General features: G+C 70.7%; 15 protein-coding genes and 1 pseudogene. 11 read left to right on the top strand and 5 right to left on the bottom strand.

The genetic code is table 11. From position 1 onward, the window contains the following. Nucleotides 1-357 precede the first annotated feature (357 nt). From KBI5_RS13125 to KBI5_RS13115, 3 genes are all read left to right on the top strand, one after another. A complete protein-coding gene (locus KBI5_RS13125) occupies nucleotides 358-1,392 on the top strand; it encodes a thiamine-phosphate kinase (RefSeq protein WP_085015388.1) in 1,035 nt (344 codons plus the stop codon). 425 nt (nucleotides 1,393-1,817) lie between these two features. Further along, nucleotides 1,818-5,552 carry a multifunctional oxoglutarate decarboxylase/oxoglutarate dehydrogenase thiamine pyrophosphate-binding subunit/dihydrolipoyllysine-residue succinyltransferase subunit gene (locus tag KBI5_RS13120; protein ID WP_085015387.1) on the top strand — a complete coding sequence of 1,245 codons (3,735 nt, stop codon included), beginning with the start codon at nucleotides 1,818-1,820 and terminating at the stop codon, nucleotides 5,550-5,552. A gap of 131 nt (nucleotides 5,553-5,683) precedes the next feature. Further along, nucleotides 5,684-5,863, top strand: coding sequence for a DUF6104 family protein (locus tag KBI5_RS13115; protein ID WP_085015386.1), 180 nt, complete (start codon nucleotides 5,684-5,686; stop codon nucleotides 5,861-5,863). Nucleotides 5,864-5,908: 45 nt separating this feature from the next. Here KBI5_RS13115 and KBI5_RS13110 read toward each other — a convergent pair whose 3' ends face one another. Then, nucleotides 5,909-6,889, bottom strand: coding sequence for a zinc-binding dehydrogenase (locus KBI5_RS13110; protein WP_085015385.1), 981 nt, complete (start codon nucleotides 6,887-6,889; stop codon nucleotides 5,909-5,911). On the opposite strand from KBI5_RS13110, the gene KBI5_RS27820 reads away from it, so the two are divergent. Next, nucleotides 6,870-7,325: a hypothetical protein gene (locus tag KBI5_RS27820; protein WP_241882851.1), complete on the top strand. Its 456-nt coding sequence runs from the start codon at nucleotides 6,870-6,872 to the stop codon at nucleotides 7,323-7,325. The genes KBI5_RS13110 and KBI5_RS27820 overlap by 20 nt on opposite strands. 203 nt (nucleotides 7,326-7,528) lie before the next feature. On the opposite strand, the gene KBI5_RS13100 is transcribed toward KBI5_RS27820, so the two are convergent. Next, nucleotides 7,529-8,755 (bottom strand): NADP-dependent malic enzyme, encoded by a 1,227-nt coding sequence (locus KBI5_RS13100; RefSeq protein ID WP_085015384.1) that lies wholly within the window; start codon nucleotides 8,753-8,755, stop codon nucleotides 7,529-7,531. Nucleotides 8,756-9,705: 950 nt separating this feature from the next. Here KBI5_RS13100 and rfbC point away from each other — a divergent pair. The 4 genes from rfbC to KBI5_RS13080 all read left to right on the top strand — a co-directional run bounded on the left by rfbC (nucleotide 9,706) and on the right by KBI5_RS13080 (nucleotide 12,714). Then, nucleotides 9,706-10,329: a dTDP-4-dehydrorhamnose 3,5-epimerase gene (gene rfbC, locus KBI5_RS13095; RefSeq protein ID WP_011438127.1), complete on the top strand. Its 624-nt coding sequence runs from the start codon at nucleotides 9,706-9,708 to the stop codon at nucleotides 10,327-10,329. Further along, nucleotides 10,326-10,868, top strand: a complete 543-nt coding sequence (locus KBI5_RS13090; protein ID WP_085015383.1) for a GNAT family N-acetyltransferase — start codon at nucleotides 10,326-10,328, stop codon at nucleotides 10,866-10,868. Before rfbC ends, KBI5_RS13090 begins: the two co-directional genes overlap by 4 nt. A gap of 296 nt (nucleotides 10,869-11,164) precedes the next feature. Then, a complete protein-coding gene (locus tag KBI5_RS13085; RefSeq protein ID WP_085015382.1) occupies nucleotides 11,165-11,701 on the top strand; it encodes an anti-sigma factor in 537 nt (178 codons plus the stop codon). Further along, nucleotides 11,698-12,714 (top strand): SigB/SigF/SigG family RNA polymerase sigma factor, encoded by a 1,017-nt coding sequence (locus tag KBI5_RS13080; RefSeq protein WP_085015381.1) that lies wholly within the window; start codon nucleotides 11,698-11,700, stop codon nucleotides 12,712-12,714. Before KBI5_RS13085 ends, KBI5_RS13080 begins: the two co-directional genes overlap by 4 nt. Nucleotides 12,715-12,723: 9 nt before the next feature. Here KBI5_RS13080 and KBI5_RS13075 read toward each other — a convergent pair whose 3' ends face one another. Beyond that, complete coding sequence (locus KBI5_RS13075; RefSeq protein ID WP_023841776.1) at nucleotides 12,724-13,185, bottom strand: hypothetical protein; 462 nt, start codon at nucleotides 13,183-13,185, stop codon at nucleotides 12,724-12,726. A gap of 170 nt (nucleotides 13,186-13,355) precedes the next feature. On the opposite strand from KBI5_RS13075, the gene KBI5_RS13070 reads away from it, so the two are divergent. Then, complete coding sequence (locus tag KBI5_RS13070; protein WP_085015380.1) at nucleotides 13,356-14,333, top strand: diacylglycerol kinase family protein; 978 nt, start codon at nucleotides 13,356-13,358, stop codon at nucleotides 14,331-14,333. A gap of 27 nt (nucleotides 14,334-14,360) precedes the next feature. Here KBI5_RS13070 and KBI5_RS13065 read toward each other — a convergent pair whose 3' ends face one another. Continuing rightward, the gene (locus KBI5_RS13065; RefSeq protein ID WP_085015379.1) at nucleotides 14,361-15,134 is read right to left on the bottom strand and encodes a glycerophosphodiester phosphodiesterase; all 774 of its coding nucleotides are present in this window, start codon (nucleotides 15,132-15,134) and stop codon (nucleotides 14,361-14,363) included. Between the two features lie 547 nt (nucleotides 15,135-15,681). Between KBI5_RS13065 and KBI5_RS13060 the strand changes: the two genes are divergently transcribed. Then, nucleotides 15,682-15,930, top strand: coding sequence for a WhiB family transcriptional regulator (locus KBI5_RS13060; RefSeq protein WP_011438134.1), 249 nt, complete (start codon nucleotides 15,682-15,684; stop codon nucleotides 15,928-15,930). A 426-nt stretch (nucleotides 15,931-16,356) separates the two neighbouring features. On the opposite strand, the gene KBI5_RS13055 is transcribed toward KBI5_RS13060, so the two are convergent. Further along, complete coding sequence (locus tag KBI5_RS13055; RefSeq protein ID WP_198537692.1) at nucleotides 16,357-17,820, bottom strand: sensor histidine kinase; 1,464 nt, start codon at nucleotides 17,818-17,820, stop codon at nucleotides 16,357-16,359. Nucleotides 17,821-17,893: 73 nt separating this feature from the next. Here KBI5_RS13055 and KBI5_RS13050 point away from each other — a divergent pair. Next, nucleotides 17,894-18,472, top strand: a pseudogene (locus tag KBI5_RS13050) (aminotransferase class I/II-fold pyridoxal phosphate-dependent enzyme); the annotation flags it as partial. Between the last annotated feature and the right edge of the window lie 19 nt (nucleotides 18,473-18,491).

Here is an 18,491-nt window from a genome sequence, read left to right as displayed (position 1 = left end):
GAATCGCCTGGGCGCGCGGCTGACCGACCCCACGGATCACGGCAGGCCGCGGACAACATACACGCGGACAGGTCTGGCTTCGCACGCGCGTCAGATTTCCAGCAGCATATGTCGGGAAGGTGACRCAGACGTTGCGATCACGGTCATTCCGCTGTTTCCGGGTAGGCGGTGCGGCCAGGGCCGCATCCGGCACGCCCCGGCACGCCCCGGACTCGCCACCATCCACCCGTCGGTGCCGCCTCCGGCCGGAAGCCGCGGGACCGGTTGGTCCGGTCGGTCCGGTCGGTCCGGCGGGGTCGGGAAACTCCGGCTGAGGATGGAATATCTAGATCATCTAGATATTGGAGGATATGGCGAATGGGAAGTCACGGGAGACCCCCGGCGGGGGCGACGCTGCGCGATCTGGGCGAGTTCGGCTTGATCGAGGCCGTGACGGCGCGTTTCTCCCATGGACGGGACGTGCTGGTCGGCCCCGGGGACGACGCGGCGGTGCTGGCCGCCCCGGACGGTCGGGTGGTCGTCACCACCGACCTGCTGCTCGAAGGACGCCACTTCCGCCGGGACTGGTCGTCCGCGGTGGATGTCGGGCACAAGGCCRCCGCGCAGAACCTCGCCGACGTGGCGTCGATGGGGGCGAGGCCCACCGGCCTGTTCCTCGGCTTCGCCGCACCCGGCGACCTCGCGGTCGACTGGGCCCTGGCGATGGCCGACGGAATGGCCGAGGAATGCGCGCAGGCCGGTGCCTCCGTGTCCGGCGGGGACGTCAGCTCCGCGGATTCGATCATGCTCGGGGTGACCGCGCTCGGTGACCTGCAGGGCCGGCCGCCGGTCCTGCGCTCGGGCGCCCGGCCCGGCGATGCCGTGGTGCTCGCTGGTCGTCTCGGGTGGGCCCAGGCGGGGCTGGCCCTACTCACGGCGGGTTCGGCAGCCGGCGACTCCCGATGGGTCGACGACCCGAGATGGAAGGAACTGATCGCGGCGCACCGCCGGCCCCGGCCGCCCTACGCGCTCGGGCCGGTGCTCGCCGCCGCGGGCGCGCACGCCATGTGCGACGTCTCGGACGGTCTCGTGGCGGATCTCGGTCACATCGCCGTGGCCTCGGGGGTGTCCATCGATCTCGCGTCGGAAGCCTTCCTGATCGACGAGGCGATGCGGTCGGCCGGGGCCGCCCTTGATGTGGACCCGTTGCGCTGGGTACTCGGCGGCGGCGAGGATCACCCGCTGGTCGCCTGCCTTCCCCCAGGAGTGACCCCGCCGGCCGGGTGCATCGTGATCGGTTCGGTCCTGAGCGGCGCGGGATCGGCCGGCGCGGGGGTGACAGTGGACGGGGRGCGCCCCGTAGGCAGTGATGGGTGGGATCACTACGGGCAGTCCGCGACGGACGCATCCTGACCCCGGACACACCAAGGGACAACGACACCAAGGGAGAAAAAACACCGAGGAGCAGAAACATCAGGAGGCAGACGCCGGCCCGCCAGGTCGCCTCACGGGCGTAGGTCGCTCGAAGCGACATTTATTGGGTCCGGGGGCCATGATGCGGGCCGGCGTCACCGAAGCATAACCGACGGCCCGCCCGGGAGTATCCCCACCGCGCGGTGAACGATGGAACGATCTCGCTCTCGCCCTGATTGGCTGTAGCTACCGGACGTTCCCGGCGCCGGTCCGCCCATCCCGGAGAACACGCCGAGCAATCTACTCGTAACCGATCATGGACGGGCCAGGCCGGGATGCCCAGAGCGGGTAGGATAGGCAGACGGTGGCGGAAGGGCCTTATCGGAGGCCGAGAAGCGAGACCGTGGATAGAGGCGAATGGCCCCGTGACAGCACCGACGGTACCTGCGTCAGGACCTGACTTCGGACCCAACGAATGGCTGGTCTTCGAGATCTACCAACAGTTTCTCGAAGATCCGCAGAGCGTGTCGCCGGAGTGGCGCGAGTTCCTCTCCGATTACCACCCCGGCGCGCCGCCCGCCGCCGCGGGCGGCGCCGGGCAGGCCGCCACGGCGGCACCTAACGGGGAGGTTTCGCCGGATGGTGAGGTCTTCCACACTACGCCTGTTCCGGTGAAGCCGAGCGCGGCCGCGCCGTCTACTCCGGCCGCGCCGGTCCCGGCGTCGGCACAGCCCGCCGGGCCCCCGAAGCAGGCGGCACCCGCCGACAGGCAGGCTCCGGAGGCGGCCACGCCGCTGCGCGGCGCCGCCGCCCGCGTGGTCAGCAACATGGAGACCTCGCTGCACATCCCGACGGCGACCTCGGTGCGGGCGGTGCCGGCCAAGCTGCTCGCGGACAACCGCATCGTGATCAACCGGCACCTGGCCCGCTCCAGCGGCGGCAAGGTGTCCTTCACGCACATCATCGGCTACGCGATGGTCAAGGCGCTGGCCGCGCATCCCGTCATGAACGCCTCCTACACGGAGGTGGGCGGCAAGCCGGCCGTCGTCCAGCCGGAGCACATCAACCTGGGCCTCGCCATCGACCTGGTGACCCCGAAGGGCCGCCAGCTCGTCGTCGCCGCCGTCAAGAAGGCCGAGACGCTGGACTTCACCCAGTTCTGGCAGGCCTACGAGGACCTCGTGCGCCGGGCCCGGACGAACAAGCTGACCACCGACGACTTCACCGGCGTCACCATCAGCCTGACCAACCCCGGCGGCATCGGCACCGTGCACTCGGTGCCCCGCCTGATGGAGGGCCAGGGCACGATCATCGGCGTCGGGGCGATGGAGTACCCGGCCGAGTTCTCCGGCGCGTCGGCGAACACCCTGGCGAAGCTCGCGATCTCCAAGATCATCACTCTGACCAGCACCTACGACCACCGCATCATCCAGGGCRCCCAGTCGGGTGAGTACCTGCGCCGGATGCATCAGCTGCTCCTCGGCGAGGAGGGCTTCTACGACGAGATCTTCCAGTCGCTGCGGGTGCCCTACGAGCCCGTGCGCTGGGTCGCCGACATGCCGGTCGTGCACGAGGGCGACCTCGACCACAACGCCCGGGTGCTGGAACTGATCCACGCCTACCGGGTGCGCGGCCACCTCATGGCGGACACGAACCCGCTCGAGTTCGCCATCCGCAGCCATCCCGACCTCGACATCATCAGCCACGGGCTGACCCTGTGGGACCTCGACCGCGAGTTCGCCGTCGGCGGCTTCGCCGGGCACCGGACGATGTCCCTGCGCGACGTCCTGGGGGTCCTGCGCGACTCGTACTGCCGTCGGGTCGGCATCGAGTACATGCACATCCAGGAACCGGATGAGCGTGCCTGGATCCAGGCCCGGGTCGAGCGGGCCGCGGAGCGGCCGGACCCGGCCGAGCAGCTGCACGTGCTGGAGCGGCTCGGGGCCGCGGAGGCGTTCGAATCTTTCCTGCAGACCAAGTACGTCGGCCAGCGCCGGTTCTCCCTCGAGGGCGCCGAGTCGACGATCCCCGCCCTCGACGAGGTTCTCTCGCGTGCCGCCGGCGCGGGGATGGACGAGGTCGTCATCGGCATGGCCCATCGCGGCCGGCTGAACGTGCTCGCCAACATCGTCGGCAAGTCCTACCGGCAGATCTTCGCCGAGTTCGAGGGCTACCTCGACCCGCAGACGGCGCACGGCTCCGGCGACGTGAAGTACCACCTCGGCGCCGAGGGCGTCTACACCGGCCAGGACGGCCGCACGGTACCGGTTTCGGTGGTCGCGAACCCGTCGCACCTCGAGGCGGTCGACCCGGTCACCGAGGGCGTCGTCCGCGCCAAGCAGGACATTCTGGACAAGGGCTCGGCGGGTTTCACCRTTCTGCCGGTACTCGTCCACGGCGATGCCGCGTTCGCCGGGCAGGGGGTCGTCGCCGAGACCCTCAACCTGTCCCAGCTGCGCGGATACCGCACCGGTGGCACCGTGCACCTGGTCATCAACAACCAGGTCGGATTCACCACCTCGCCGGACTCCGGCCGGTCGTCGGTGTACGCCACCGACGTCGCCCGGATGGTCCAGGCACCGATCTTCCACGTGAACGGGGACGACCCGGAGGCGTGTGTCCGGGTTGCGGCGCTGGCGTTCGAGTACCGCCAGGCGTTCCACAAGGACGTCGTCATCGATCTGGTCTGCTACCGGCGGCGCGGGCACAACGAGATGGACGAGCCCTCGTTCACCCAGCCGTTGATGTACGACACCATCGCCAGCAAGCGTTCGGTGCGCAAGCTCTACACCGAGGCGCTGATCGGCCGCGGGGACATCACCCGCGAGGAGGCCGAGCAAGCGATGAAGAGCTACCGCGCGGAGCTCGAGAAGGCCTTCGCGCAGACCCGGGACACCACCCCGGCGAGCTCGTCGCCGCAGCCACGCATCATCACCACCCCGGAGGAGGCCGCCGCGGCGGCCGCGGTCAGCACCGCCGTGTCCGACGAGGCCGTGAAGAAGGTCATCGAGACCCAGGTCAACCTGCCGGAGGGCTTCACCGTCCATCCACGGCTGYGTCCCCAGGTCGAGCGGCGGGCCCAGATGGTGGAGACCGGCTTGATCGACTGGGCGCTGGCGGAGACCCTGGCCTTCGGAACGCTCCTGCTCGACGGCCRCTCGGTGCGGCTGACCGGTCAGGACAGCCGGCGGGGCACCTTCGGCCAGCGGCACGCCGTGCTGGTCGACCGGCACAGCGCCGCGGACCACACCCCGCTGCGGACCCTGCGCCACGGCCTCGACGGCACCATCGTGAACGACGGTGTCGGCACCTTCTACGTCTACGACTCGCTGTTGAGCGAGTTCGCGGCGATGGGCTTCGAGTACGGCTACGCGGTCGCCCGGCCGGACATGCTGGTGCTCTGGGAGGCGCAGTTCGGCGACTTCGCCAACGGCGCCCAGTCGATCATTGACGAGTTCATCACCGCCGGTGAGGCCAAGTGGGGCCAGCGGTCGGCGGTCACCCTGCTGCTGCCGCACGGCTACGAGGGTCAGGGTCCCGACCACTCCTCCGCCCGCATCGAGCGCTTCTTGTCGCTGTGCGCGGACAACAACATGACGGTCTCCGCACCCTCGTCCCCCGCCAGCTACTTCCACCTGCTGCGCCGGCAGGCCCTCTCGCCGGTCCGGCGTCCGCTGGTGGTCTTCACCCCCAAGTCGATGCTGCGGCTGAAGGCCGCAACGTCCACCGTGGCCGAGCTGACCGGCGGCGGCTGGCAGCCGGTGATCGACGACGGGTCCGTCACGGACCCGTCGGCCGTGCGCCGGATACTGCTCACGGCGGGCAAGGTCTACTACGATCTCGCCGCCGCCCGGGGGAAGCACGACGACGCCGAGCGATTCGCCCTGTTGCGCGTCGAACAGCTCTACCCGACGCCCGGGCCGGAGCTCGCGCAGGTCCTGGAGCGTTACCCGAACGTGACGGACATCGTCTGGCTCCAGGAGGAGCCGGCGAACCAGGGCGCCTACCCGCACATGGCCCTCAACCTGACCGAGTTCCTGCCCGGCGACATCCGGCTGCGTCGCATCTCCCGGCGCGCCGCCGCGGCCCCGGCCTCGGGGTCGTCGAAGGTGCACGAGCGCGAGCAGCAGGCCCTGGTCGAGGCGGCGTTCGAGAACTGAGCGCGCGGCCGGCGGAGCGTCGCCCGATCCGAGGACCGTCCCGCCGCACCGGTGGTGTTCCCGGGCCGCCGTGCCCGGCAGCGCCACCGGCCTGCGGCGGCCGGTCCGGCTCGCCAGACAGGGGGGCAGCGATGTACTTCACCGACCGGGGGATCGAGGAACTCGCCGCGCGGCGCGGCCCGGAGAGCCTGACCTACGAGGGTCTCGCCGACTCGCTGCGCGTCTTCGTGGACCTGTATCCCGACTTCGAGGACGCGATCGACCGGCTCGCCACCTGGCTGGYCCGCCCCGACGAGGACCCGGATCTCTAGCCCGCCCAGCCCCGAGCCAGGAGTCCCCGCACCACGACGAAGGGGCTAGGCGGGGGGGCGGAGTATCAACTTGCCGAAGAACTCACCGCCGAGCAGCTGCTCGAAGGCGGCCCGGGCATCGGCCAACGGGCGCACCTCGTGGATCAGCGGCCGCACCCCGGTCCGTTCCACGAATGCAACGAGATCGACTAGCTCGTCCCGGCTCCCCATGGTGGAACCGATCACCGACAGCTGGAGAAAGAAGATCCGGGTGAGGTCCGCCGGCGGGTTCGGACCACTGGTGGCGCCCGAGACCACGATGCGCCCGCCGGGGCGCACTGCCTTCACCGAGTGACCCCAGGTGGCGGCGCCGACGGTCTCGATGACCGCGTCGACCCGGCGCGGCAGCCGGGCACCGGGTTCGAGAACCTCGTCGGCGCCGAGGGCGGCCGCCCGCTTCCGCTTGGTCTCGTCCCGCGAGGTCACGAAAACGGTGTGCCCGGCGGCCTTGGCGATCAGCAGCGCCGCGGTGGCCACCCCCCCACCGGCTCCCTGGATGAGCACGGTGCCGCCGCCCCCGGCGGGCAGCCCCGCCCGGGAGACGACCATCCGGTAGGCGGTGAGCCAGGCGGTCGGCAGGCAGGCGGCCTCCTCCCACGACAACCCTGCGGGCTTCGGGATCAGGTTGCGCCGCGGCACGGCGACCCGCTCGGCAAGGGTTCCCGGGTACAGCTCGGACAGCAGGGTCCGCTTCGGGTCTAGCGTCTCGTCCCCCCCGCCCGCTGCCGGATCACCGATCACGCTGTGGACGATGACCTCCTGCCCGTCGGGGGTCACCCCGGCGGCGTCACAGCCGAGGATCATCGGGAGCCGATCCGCCGGCAGGCCCACTCCACGCAGGCTGAACAGGTCGTGATGGTTGAGCGAGGCGGCCCGCACCGTGACGGTGACCCACCCGTCGAGCGGCGCGGATTCGGGCTGCTCCCCGATGGCCAGGCCGTCGAGCGGGGAATCGGGGTGGAGGGACATGGCGGCGGCGGCTAGCACCCTTCGAACCTACGGCTACTGGCGTGCAGACGCGAGCGAGGCCGACCGGCGCGGATCCAGTCAGGACAACCGACAGGCGACGCCACGGACGAAGGGGACCATCCGGGCCGGCAACCGCGCCTGCCAGGCCGGTGTGCTGAACTCGACACCGTGGGAACAACAAGGGTGGACACCCAATGGTAAACAGGCCGTGGTGACCCACGAGGACATGCCCGACTCGCCACGCAGAAACGGGTCGAGCCGGCGGCTGGGCTGGCGCCGCCGACACCCCGCGCCCGTCCCGGAGGCACCCGCGACGGTCATCGTGGACGGCATACCGGTCATCACGGTGGCTCCCGCCGACTTCGTGTGCTGCTCTTACAAGGGATGTGGGACCCTGCGCCCGCTCGCGGAGGCGGTGGAGAACCGGCCCTGCCCGGGATGCGGCCGGGTCTGAGACCCACGCGGGCTGAGACCACGCGGGCTCGCGAACGGCCCGGGAACGCGGCTCAGGACCCGTAGCGGGACGCGGGGGACTCGACCGTCAAGGGGGGGACCCCGCGTGGCACGGGCCCCGTGGAGGCGTCCAGGGACCCCGGAGAAGGTGCACCGGGATCCCTGGACGCCTTGGCTGGCACGACGGCGATCAGCCGGCCCTCGTCAGCGGCGGGCCGCCCCGTCCGCCCGCGCGGCCGCGGCCGTCGCCGCGGCGACGGCCGGGGCGACCCGGTCGTCGAACACGCTCGGGATGATGAGATCCTCGGCCAGCTCGTCCGCGATCACCGCGGCGAGCGCCCTCGCGGCGGCGAGCTTCATGCCCTCCGTCACGCGGCTGGCCCGGACGTCGAGCGCTCCCCGGAAGATTCCGGGGAAGGCGAGGACGTTGTTGATCTGGTTCGGGTAGTCGCTGCGACCGGTCGCCACGATCCGCGCGTACTTGTGGGCGACCGCCGGGTCGATCTCGGGATCGGGGTTGGCCATCGCGAAAATGATCGCCTCCGGCGCCATGGTGGCGACCGCCTCCTCCGGGACCTGCCCGGCGGACAGCCCGAGGAAGACATCGGCGCCGGCGAGCGCGTCGGTGATGGACCCGGCCAGGCCGGCACGGTTGGTCTCGGCGGCGAGCGCGGCCTTGCTCGGGGTGAGGTTGTCCCGACCGGCGTAGAGGATGCCGCGGCTGTCGCCAACCGCGATGTCCCCGATGCCGGCGGCCAGCAGGATGCGGGCCACGGCGGCGCCGGCGGCGCCCGCGCCGGACACCACGGCACGCAGATCACCGAGGGTGCGTCCGGTGAGCTTCGCCGCATTCTCCAGCGCGGCCAGCGCGACGATGGCCGTTCCGTGCTGGTCGTCGTGGAAGACCGGGATGTCGACGCGGTCCTGCAGGAGGCGCTCGATGGCGAAGCAGCGCGGTGCCGAGATGTCCTCGAGGTTGATCCCGCCGAAGCTCGGAGCGAGGCGCGCGACGGTGTCGACGATCTCCTCGACGTCCGTGCAGGCAAGGGCCAGTGRCACCGCGTCCACACCACCGAAGCGCTTGRACAACGCGGCCTTGCCCTCCATCACCGGCAGGGAGGCCGCGGGGCCGATGTCACCGAGGCCGAGCACGGCCGTCCCATCCGTGACCACGGCAACGGTGTTAGACCGCCAGGTGTAGTCGTCGGCAAGGGCCGGAGTCCCGGCGATGGCGGTACACACCCGCGCGACTCCGGGCGTATAGGCCAGGGACAGGTCTTCCCGACTGTTCAATGGAGCGGTAGCGTTGATGCTGATCTTTCCTCCGCGGTGCAGGGCGAACGCGGGATCGTCGTCGGACGGCCGCGGGCTGAGCCCGGCGAAGTCCGACGTGGTGGAACCGAGAGTCGGCTGGTCAGTGGTTGCGGTCACGGAGGTTGCTCCTCGAACGAGCCGCCGGCGGACCCCGCGACGATCGCGGTCTCACCTGGGCTGCGGCTACAACGTGCTCATACTCCCGTGCGGTGCGTGTTTCGCGGAAGAACAAGCCTGAGCGGTACCGCCTCATCGTGTAAGGCGGGCGATCGACCGGGTGTTGCCCGGGGTTGCTTCCAATATGGCACGCGYGGCCGCCCCTGCTCCCGACGGCGCTTCGCCGACGGCGAACCGACAACGAACGTATCGGCAACGGAAACGAAACATACCGCCACGGAGAGGATGCCGACGCCCGAGGGAAGCATCACGTGATCAGAAGCGGGGGTCTCCCCCGGCTACCGGCAACCCACCGACACGCCCGCCCGGGCCCAAAAGGTAATCCGTGCACAGCGGCGCTTTCCGTCGTACTCGGGCGATGCCCATTCCGGCAATGACGGTAGCACTCCTGATGATTGCCGTCGGTAACCGGAACGACGACTCCAGTGCCCCGGCGACGGCGATCACCGGCATCCTCCGTCGACGGCTCCGTCCCTGGTCAGCTGCCCAAGGAGGTGCACGACAAGGGCACTCCGACGGTGTGACGACCAACAGTTCTGACGGTATGGCGACCGACAGTTCGTACGCGCTGAACGAATTCGTCGACACCGACGGAAGAACCATCGTCAGCATGGATATCGACCTGGCCAGGTCGCCCGCCGGCCTCCTGGCGGGCGAGGGTGCAACGCGCCCGGATCGCCTTCAATTCGGTTCCGCCATGGCCCRTGTCCGGTTGTTACGACATCGCTATGTCCTCGTTCACCGACACCAAGGAGCGGGAGAAACGGGTGGAATTTGTCACCTGCTTCGCAGCGGCCCCTCCGTCACKACCGGAGTCCGGGGCCGGCCCGGGTCCGACGCGTGGTCCGGCGTCCTGGGAGGCGCGGGACCGAACCGGTACCTTCGCACACGTGGAGATCAGCGAACTATCGGTTCCGGACGCCTGGGTGTTCACCCCGCGCCAGCACTCCGACAGCCGCGGGACCTTCCTGGAGTGGTTCCGCTCGGACGCTCTCGCCGAGGCGGTGGGGCATCCGCTCACCCTGTCGCAGGCCAACCACAGCGTGAGCCGGGCCGGCACGCTGCGCGGGGTGCACTACGCGCAGGTCCCCCCCAGCCAGGCGAAGTACGTGACGTGCGTGCACGGCCGGGTGCTGGACTGCGTCGTCGACATCAGGGTCGGCTCACCGACCTACGGGACGTTCGCGGCGGTCGTCCTCGACGACGTCGACCGGCGGGGCCTGTATGTCGCGGAGGGTCTCGGGCATGCCTTCATGGCGCTCACCGACGACGCCGCGATCTCCTACCTGTGCTCGACTCCGTATACCCCCGGGCGCGAGTACGGGGTCCACCCACTCGATCCCGATCTCGCGCTGCCCTGGCCCGACGATCTCGCGCCGTTGCTGTCCGACAAGGACACCGCGGCGCCGTCGCTCAAGGAGGCGGAGGCGGCTGGCCTGCTGCCCGACTATCGCGCCTGCCGGGCCCTGTACGCCGAGCTCCGCTCGGCGAGCGCCGCCGGGGACATCCGGTGATCCGGGTGGCCGGCCCCGGAGACGTCGAGGTCGTCCACCGCCTGGTCACCGAACTCGCCGCGTACGAGAAGGAGCCGGCCRCCGTCGCCATGACGCCCGCCGATCTCGACACGGCCCTGTTCGGACCGGTGCCAGCCGCGCACTGTCTGGTGGCCACCACAGACCACCTTGCCGGCGACCCCACTCCACCACAGGTCGCCGCCCCACCACAGGTCGTCGGCTTCGCGCTCTGGCACCCGACCTTCTCCACCTGGACCGGCCAGACCGGGATGTACCTCGTCGATCTGTTCGTCCGGCCGAACCACCGCCGCCGTGGCTACGGGCAGGCCCTGCTCACCACCCTCGCGACGATCTGCGCCGACCGCGGCTACCGGCGCATGGAATGGGCCGTACTGGACTGGAACGCCCCGGCGCAGGCGTTCTACCGCTCCCTCGGCGCGGGGCCGATCGAGGGCTGGACGACCTGGCGCATGGACGCCGACGCCATCACCACCCTGGCCGGCGTCGGGACCGGCAGCGCCGCGGCCGGCACCGCCTGAGCCGACGACCGCCTAAGCCGACGACGGCCAGACAGGCCGGATGCAACAGCTTACGATCACCCGACCTGCGGTACCCAGCGGCGGCTGGGTACGGTGGAGTCGGTGGCCGCCGCCCGGCCGCCGACGGAGCGGAAACCGTCCGCCCATGCGGGACGTCATGGTCGGGAGCGGAATACTCGACCCGTCGACGGGTGGGAGAGGAACCGCCGACAATATCATTATCTAATCGACCTTGGTCGGCAGGACACCCGCGAGGCGCCGTCCTCGCGCGACGCAGGCTCTTTGGGGGTAGGAACGTGGATCCGACGCCTTCGACCGGCGGCGCGGAGAGCTCCGACACCATCGACAGCCAAACCGCCCACTCGGGCGGCCTACGCGACGTGGTTGCGCTCACCCTGCCCGCCGCGAGCGCCTACCTCACCGTCCTGCGCACGGCGACGGCCTCGCTGGCGGCCCGCCTCGACTTCACTCTCGACGACATCGAGGATCTCCGGATCGCCGTGGACGAGGCGTGCGCCCTGCTGCTCGTCTCGGCCGTGCCGGGTTCCTCGCTGGACTGCACGTTCACCCTCTCGCCGGGGGTGATGCACGTCCTGGTGACGGTCGAGAGCCTGGACGGCGAGCAGCCCTCCGAGGACACCTTCGCCTGGACCGTGCTCAAGGCGCTGGCGGGCGACGTGCAGACCTCGACGGGCCCAGGGTCGCGGGTGAGCATCGCCCTGYAGAAACGCAGGGGCGTGCGCGCCGACCTCGGCGGGCCTCCGGCCGGCCACGTCCGAGGGTCGGGCGCGTCCAGAGAGACTCCACTGGGCGACACGGTAGGTACGTCGTGACGTCGACCGGGAGGACGCCGACCCCACCGCGCACGGTACCTGATCACGACGTAGCCGATCACGACGTAGCCGATCGCGACCCGGTGTCCACGGTGGACCCGGTAGCGGCGTTGAGCCAACGGGGATCCGGGCTCGACGACCAGCCGGGGATCGACAGCGATCTCGGCCCCGAGGTGACGACCCAGGCGCCACCGAACCCGGCGGTGGACGGTCCGGCGATCGACGGGGAGAGCGATCGGCCCGAGCGCGCGCACTCGCCCGACCGGGCCCTGGCCCGCACGCTGTTCGTCCGCCTCGCCGAGCTACCCGAGGACGATCCCGAACGCTCCGCCGTCCGCGATCAGCTCGTCCGGATGCACCTACCGCTGGTGGAGTACYTCGCCCGCCGCTTCCGTAACCGGGGCGAGCCGCTCGACGACCTCGTCCAGGTGGCCACCATCGGATTGAWCAAATCGGTGGACCGGTTCGATCCGGAACGTGGGGTGGAGTTCTCGACCTACGCCACCCCGACCATTGTCGGTGAGATCAAGCGGCACTTCCGGGACAAGGGCTGGGCCATCCGGGTCCCCCGCCGCCTTCAGGAGCTCAAACTCTCCCTGACGAAGGCGACCTCCGAGCTCTCCCAGACGCTGGGCCGCTCCCCCACGGTGAGCGAGATCGCCCGGCATCTGCAGATGAGCGAAGATGACGTCCTCGAGGGGCTGGAGTCGGCGAACGCCTACTCGGCGGTCTCCCTCGACGCGCCGGACTCCGGCGACGACGAGGCGCCCGCCGTCGCGGACACCCTCGGCGTCCAGGACGAGTCCCTGGAGGGCGTCGAGTACCGCGAGTCCCTCAAGCCGCTGTTGGAGAAGCTCCCTCCGCGGGAGAAGCGCATCCTGCTGCTGCGGTTCTTCGGCAACATGACCCAGTCCCAGATCGCGACCGAGCTCGGCATCTCCCAGATGCACGTTTCCCGGCTCCTGGCCCGGACCCTGGCCCAGCTGCGGCGCGGCCTGCTCGAGGACGGCTGAGCGGATTCGTCACCCGGTCCCGCCGCCGCGCCGAGGCGGGACCACCGGCCCGAGCCCACCGGCCAGCAGCAACGCGACGACGATGACAAGGGGCACGACGAGCAGCGGGATGCCGTAGCCGTAGCGGCCGGACTGCACCAGCCCCCACGCCACCGGCAGGCACAGGATCTGCACGACCAAGGTGGGCGAGCGGAAGGATGCGCCGTTGCGCAGCACGCCCCCCGCGAGGACCGCCACACCGAGCCCGCCGACGATGGCGAGCACCCCACCGCTCTCGGCACGACCCACGTCGTCGATGTCCGGCCCGAAGCCGCGCAGCACCTGCAGGATTCCGAGGGCCAGCAGGGTCAGCGCCTCGATGGCGAGCAGGACGGACGCCACCCGAGTGGGCACGGACGCCGCGCGAGCAGCCTGCCGCAGCGTGCCGAAGCGGCCGGCCGCCGGCTGATCGGGATGACTCGTGGATCCCATATCCCTGACACTACGTTCCCGGGGCCGTCGACCGGTGCCCCCGGGGACCCTCCGGACGGTGTCCACCGCGCCATCACCCGTCGCACTTCGCGAGGTGCCCGCCGGATTCCACCGGTGTGAGAGTTTTCCCAGCCGGCGACCCGGATGACCGGGCGGACTACGGTGGAGGCATGCGAGGGCTGTTGGTCGTCAACCCCGTCGCCACTGCTACGACCGAACGTGTTCGTGACGTCCTCGCCAGCGCGCTCGCCGCGGACCTCGCTCTGGAGACTGTGGTCACCRAGGGGCGGGGGCACGGGGTGGAGCTGGGGGCCAGAGCGGCCGAACTCGGCGTCGACGTGGTGCTTGCGCTCGGTGGGGACGGTACCGTCAACGAGATCATCAACGGACTGCTCCAGAACGGTCCGGTACCGGGCGGCCCAGCGTTCGCCGTGGTCCCGGGTGGCAGCACCAACGTCTTCGCTCGCGCGCTAGGCTACTCCGCGTCACCGGTGGAGGCGACCGGCGAGCTGCTGAGCGCGCTCCGCGAGGGCCGCACCCGGCGGATCAGCCTCGGCCGGGCTCAGTACGGCGACGAACGGCGCTGGTTCACGTTCTGTTTCGGTATCGGCCTGGATGCCCGGGTCGTCGCGCGGGTCGAGGAGAAGCGTGGCAAGGGCAGGCGCAACACCGCCGGCCTGTTCCTGCGGACCGCGGCGGGTCAGATCCTCCACGGCACCGACCGCCGCGGTTCGCCCATCACCCTGACGACCGCCGACGCCGGCTCGGCCCCCGCCCCCGGGACCACCGACCCGGCGGGCGGGCGGGCCGAGGAGCACATCGCCTTCTGCATCGTCTGCAACACCCGCCCATGGACCTACCTCAACTCCCGTCCCGTCCTCGCCTGCCCGGACGCGTCCTTCGACACCGGTCTGGACCTCCTCGCGCTGCGGCGGGTACGGTTGCCCAGCGTGCTGCGGGCCGCCTCGCGGATACTCACCGACGGCGAGGGTCCGCGCGGTCGCAACGTGGTGCGCCGCCACAACACGTCGTCGATCCGCTTCTCCACGGATACGCCCCTGCCGGTGCAGRTGGACGGCGAGTATCTCGGGATGTTCTCCGAGGTGCTGCTGACCCACCAGCCGCACGCGCTGCGCGTCGTCGCCTGACGGCTGCCCGCCCAGGAGAGTGGCCGCTCAGGCGTCGAGCGCCGTGGTGGGGGTCCCGTCCGGCCGGGACAGCGCCTGGTGGATCTCCATGGGGTCGTCGCAGATCGCCCCGGTGACGCCCGCGTCGCGGATCCGCCGGGCGTCCTCGACGCTGGTCACCGTCCAGGTGATCAACCGGATGCCGGCTTCGCGCGCCCGTCCCGCCGCGTCGGAGGTGCCGAGCACCGCGCTGGTGTGCACATGCAGTTCGGTGTGGCCCGCCGACCGTGCGTAGGMGAGGCCGCCGCTCACCGACATCCGGGGCATGGTGAGGAACGCCGTCGTGACCGCGAGGTCGGCGTCACGCACCGCCTCGATGGCGAACCAGTCGAACGACGACACCGTGATGCCGCCGGCACCGGCGTCAAGGTCGGCGGCGTCCGGCCGCCGGCCGGTCCATCCCCGGGCACGCAGCGTCTCGGCGAGCCGGCGCGCGGTCTGCTCCCGGGGGGCGTCGAAGTCCGGCTGCCCGGGCTGGTTCTTGATCTCACAGATGAGCCGACCGCGGCCATCCCACACGTCGAGGATCTCATCGAGCAGAGGGATGCCCCGGGCCCGCAGCGCCACCGTGGTCTGCCGGACCACGGCCCGGCCGGCGGGACGGGACAGCCGCGCGTCGTGCACGCAGACCAGGTCGCCGTCCGCGCTGCGCCGCACGTCGACCTCGACACCGTCGGCGCCCACCCGCAACGCGGCATCCACCGCCTCGACCGTGTTCTCCGGGCCGGGAACCCTGCTGCCACGATGACCGAGAACCTCCATGCCCCAACCCTGCCATCTCCGGCGACGCGAGCGGGTTAGATCGGGCCGGGATGACGGCGCGCACCGGCGCCGGAGCAGCCCTCAGGCAGCCCTCAGGCACCACAGAACGGATCCATGACCGACTGGCATGACACCGGCGGCTTGATCGCCGAGGATCCGGGCCGCCCACYGGCCGCACCGGTGACGATCGATGCAACGGAGCGTAACATCCCCTGGCAATCGGGACTCCCGTGGCACTTCGGCCATCCAGGGAGACGGTCGCCCCCCGTGGTCCGTCTGTGTCCTTGCCGGACAAGTGCAGGCCAGCCAGGCTGTGAAGAGGCTTGCAGGTTCTTGCGCCGCTGCCTGTTCGGGTGGGAGGGTGGCGAATGTCCGAGGTGGATGCACGTGCACCCGGGCTTACCGACACCCGGCAACCCGCTCTACGGCCGCCGTCGAGGCCGAGCAGACATCCTGCTCAATTTATTTTTCACCTCGGCACAACCGTAGCGGCTCACAAAGCGTCTCATGTGCAGTGTGGCCCGAGACGAGAGAGGGAGTTGTACGCATGGACTGGCGCCACAGAGCGCTCTGCCGTGACGAGGATCCCGAGCTCTTCTTCCCGATCGGTACAACCGGTCCGGCGGAACGCCAGGTCGAAGAGGCAAAGGCCGTTTGCGCGCGGTGCGCAGTCACGAGTGACTGCCTCAACTGGGCACTGGACACCGGGCAGGACTCCGGTGTCTGGGGCGGGATGAGCGAGGACGAACGCCGGGCGCTCAAGCGCCAGGTCCGACTCCGGGTTCGAACCGCCTGACCGCAGGACCGTCCCCGACGGCGGGCCGACAGCACCCGAGGAACCGGYACCACGTCCCGGGTCCGAACAACAACACCCGCTCGCGGCAGACCCTGCCCGCCGGAACCGGCACCACCGGATCCACCGGCGGACCGCAGTGGTCGCCGCATGAGGTCATGCCACAACCCGTACCGCGGCGCAGGGGTGGCTGGCAGCAGCATCGGCCGTTCTGTCCGCGCGTCCGCCGCAGCAATGYGGCGCGACGCGGACGGGACGGCCGTAATGTTTTCCGCCCCCGACCACACCTTCCGGAGATCGGGCCCGCTCAGGCGAACCACCGCCCGGGACGGTCCCGATCCGGCCCCCCACGAGCACGCCACATCGGCACGACGGCCATGGACGAGGGACACATCCTGGGGGATACCCCCTCCCGGGCACCCTAAACACTCAACTTTCAGAAAGCGGGATCGACAGGAGCGCCTCCGTCCCGTGCTCTGGACCGGCCTGGAGCCGGATGGTGCCGTGCATCTCGCCCAGCACCAGCTGGCGGACGATCTGCAGCCCCAGCCTTGGCGAGTGCTCGAGCTGGAAGTCCTCGGGCAGCCCGGCACCGTCGTCGGCCACGACCACGTCAAGCCGGTCCGCCAGGCGGCTGACCCGGATCTCGATGGAACCCGCCGAACCGTCGAACGCATGTTCTACAGCATTCTGCAGAAGTTCGGAAAGCACAAGAGCCAACGGGGTGGCGAGTTCGCCGGGAAGCCGCCCGAACGACCCGGTCCGGCGGGTGTTCGCCCGGGCCCCGGTGGAGGCCAGATCCACCGTGACCGAGGTGATCTGGTCGGCGATCTCGTCGAACGGCACGCTCTCCCCCAGACTCTGGGACAGCGTCTCGTGCACGACCGCGATCGAGGTGACCCGGCGCACCGACTCCCGCAGCGCCGAGYGCGCCTCGTCGACCCTCGTCCGCCGCATCTGCAACCGCAGCAGGGCAGCTACGGTCTGTAGATTGTTCTTGACCCTGTGATGAATCTCACGGATCGTCGCGTCCTTACTCAGTAGCAGCGCCTCGCGGCGACGCAGTTCGGAGACGTCCCGGACGAGCACCAGCACCTCCCGGGTCGCCCCGGGGAAGAGCGGGATCGCCCGCAGAAGTACCACCGTGCTCCCGACCGCGGCTTCCACCTCCACCGGCCGGCGCCGGCCGAGCGCGTGCCAGACCGCCGGGGTCGTGGCGGACAGGTTCAGCGCCCGGTGCACGGAGCGGAGGTCCTCGCCCGTGACATTGCCGGTGTAGCCGAGCCGGCGGTACGCCGAGAGCGCGTTCGGACTCGCGAAGATCACCTTCCCGGCGCCGTCGAGCCGCATCATGCCGTCGCCCACCCGGGGGGACTCGGGAAGCTCCGCCGAGCTGCCGCGGAACGGAAAGGCGCCCTCGGCGATCATCAGGGCCAGGTTGTTGGCACCCTRCAGATAAGCCGACTCCAGCGCGCTCGGCGTCCGGGTGGTCGCGAGGTTGGTGTCCCGGGCAAGGACGGCGATCACCTCGTCACCCCGCCGGACCGGGATCGCCTCCGTCCGCACCGGGACCCCACCGTCCCACTCGGGCTCGCCCTCCCGCGCGATCCGGTGTTCCCGCCAGGCGTTCTGGACCACCCAGCGATTGATCACGACGCTGCCGACCTCGTCGTTGTGGTAGGCGGTCGGACCGGTGGTGGGACGGACCTGGGCCACGACGAGGAATTCGGCTCCGCTGGCGTGGCCGCCCCGGCTGGCCCCCGAGCCGGAGCGGACAGGCACGAGCAGCAACAGATCAGCGAAGGAGAGGTCGGCGAGCAGAGCCCAGTCCGCGACGAGCGCGTGCAGGTGGTCGATGTCGTCGTCGCTGAGATCCGTGCTCGCGCGCAGCATGTCGGCGAGGGTTCCCACGGCTCGCAGACTGCCAGACCGGCCGGGTTCGTGAGGTGGCGGGCACCCCATCACAGTGGCCGATACCCGTACGCTGGCCGTCGTGACCGTCGATGACGTCGAGGCTGCCGCGCCGCTCGCCTGGCTCGCGGACCACGCCCGGGCCCGGGCCGCCGCCGGGCTGCGCCGCGAGCTACGCCCGCGGGGCGGCCCGGACAAACCGGGCGCAAGCGTGCTCATCGATCTCGCGGGCAACGACTACCTCGGGCTCGGCCGTCATCCGGCGGTCGTCGGCGGCGGGATCCGCGCCCTGCGCGCCTGGGGTGCCGGGGCCACCGGGAGTCGGCTCATGACCGGGACGACCACGTTGCACGGGGAGCTGGAGAACGCGCTCGCCGCGCACGCCGGATTCGCCTCGGCCCTGGTCTTCTCCTCCGGCTACACGGCGAACCTCGCGGTGGTCACCGCCCTGGCCGGCCCCGGCGACCTGGTCGTCTCGGACGCGCTGAACCACGCCTCGATCGTGGACGCCTGCCGGCTGTCCCGGGCGGACGTCGTCGTGACACCGCATGCCGATGTGGCCGCGATCGCGGGTTCGGGATCCCCAATGATCACTGAAACGACGGCCCCGGCGGGATCCGGCGCGCCGGTCAGGCCGGCGAGCTGACGGGCCC

It is taken from the genome of Frankia sp. KB5 (assembly GCF_002099325.1).
GTDB lineage: Bacteria > Actinomycetota > Actinomycetes > Frankiales > Frankiaceae > Frankia > Frankia casuarinae.
The sequence above is the reverse complement of the archived record's forward strand: the minus strand, read 5'-3'. Positions and strand labels throughout refer to the sequence as shown.

Bases quoted from the DNA above. Each gene is read 5' to 3' on its own strand.
- KBI5_RS13075 (WP_023841776.1), bottom strand. From the start codon at position 13,185: ATGGGATCCACGAGTCATCCCGATCAGCCGGCGGCCGGCCGCTTCGGC.
- KBI5_RS13060 (WP_011438134.1), top strand. From the start codon at position 15,682: ATGGACTGGCGCCACAGAGCGCTCTGCCGTGACGAGGATCCCGAGCTC.
- KBI5_RS27820 (WP_241882851.1), top strand. From the start codon at position 6,870: ATGGCGGCGGCGGCTAGCACCCTTCGAACCTACGGCTACTGGCGTGCA.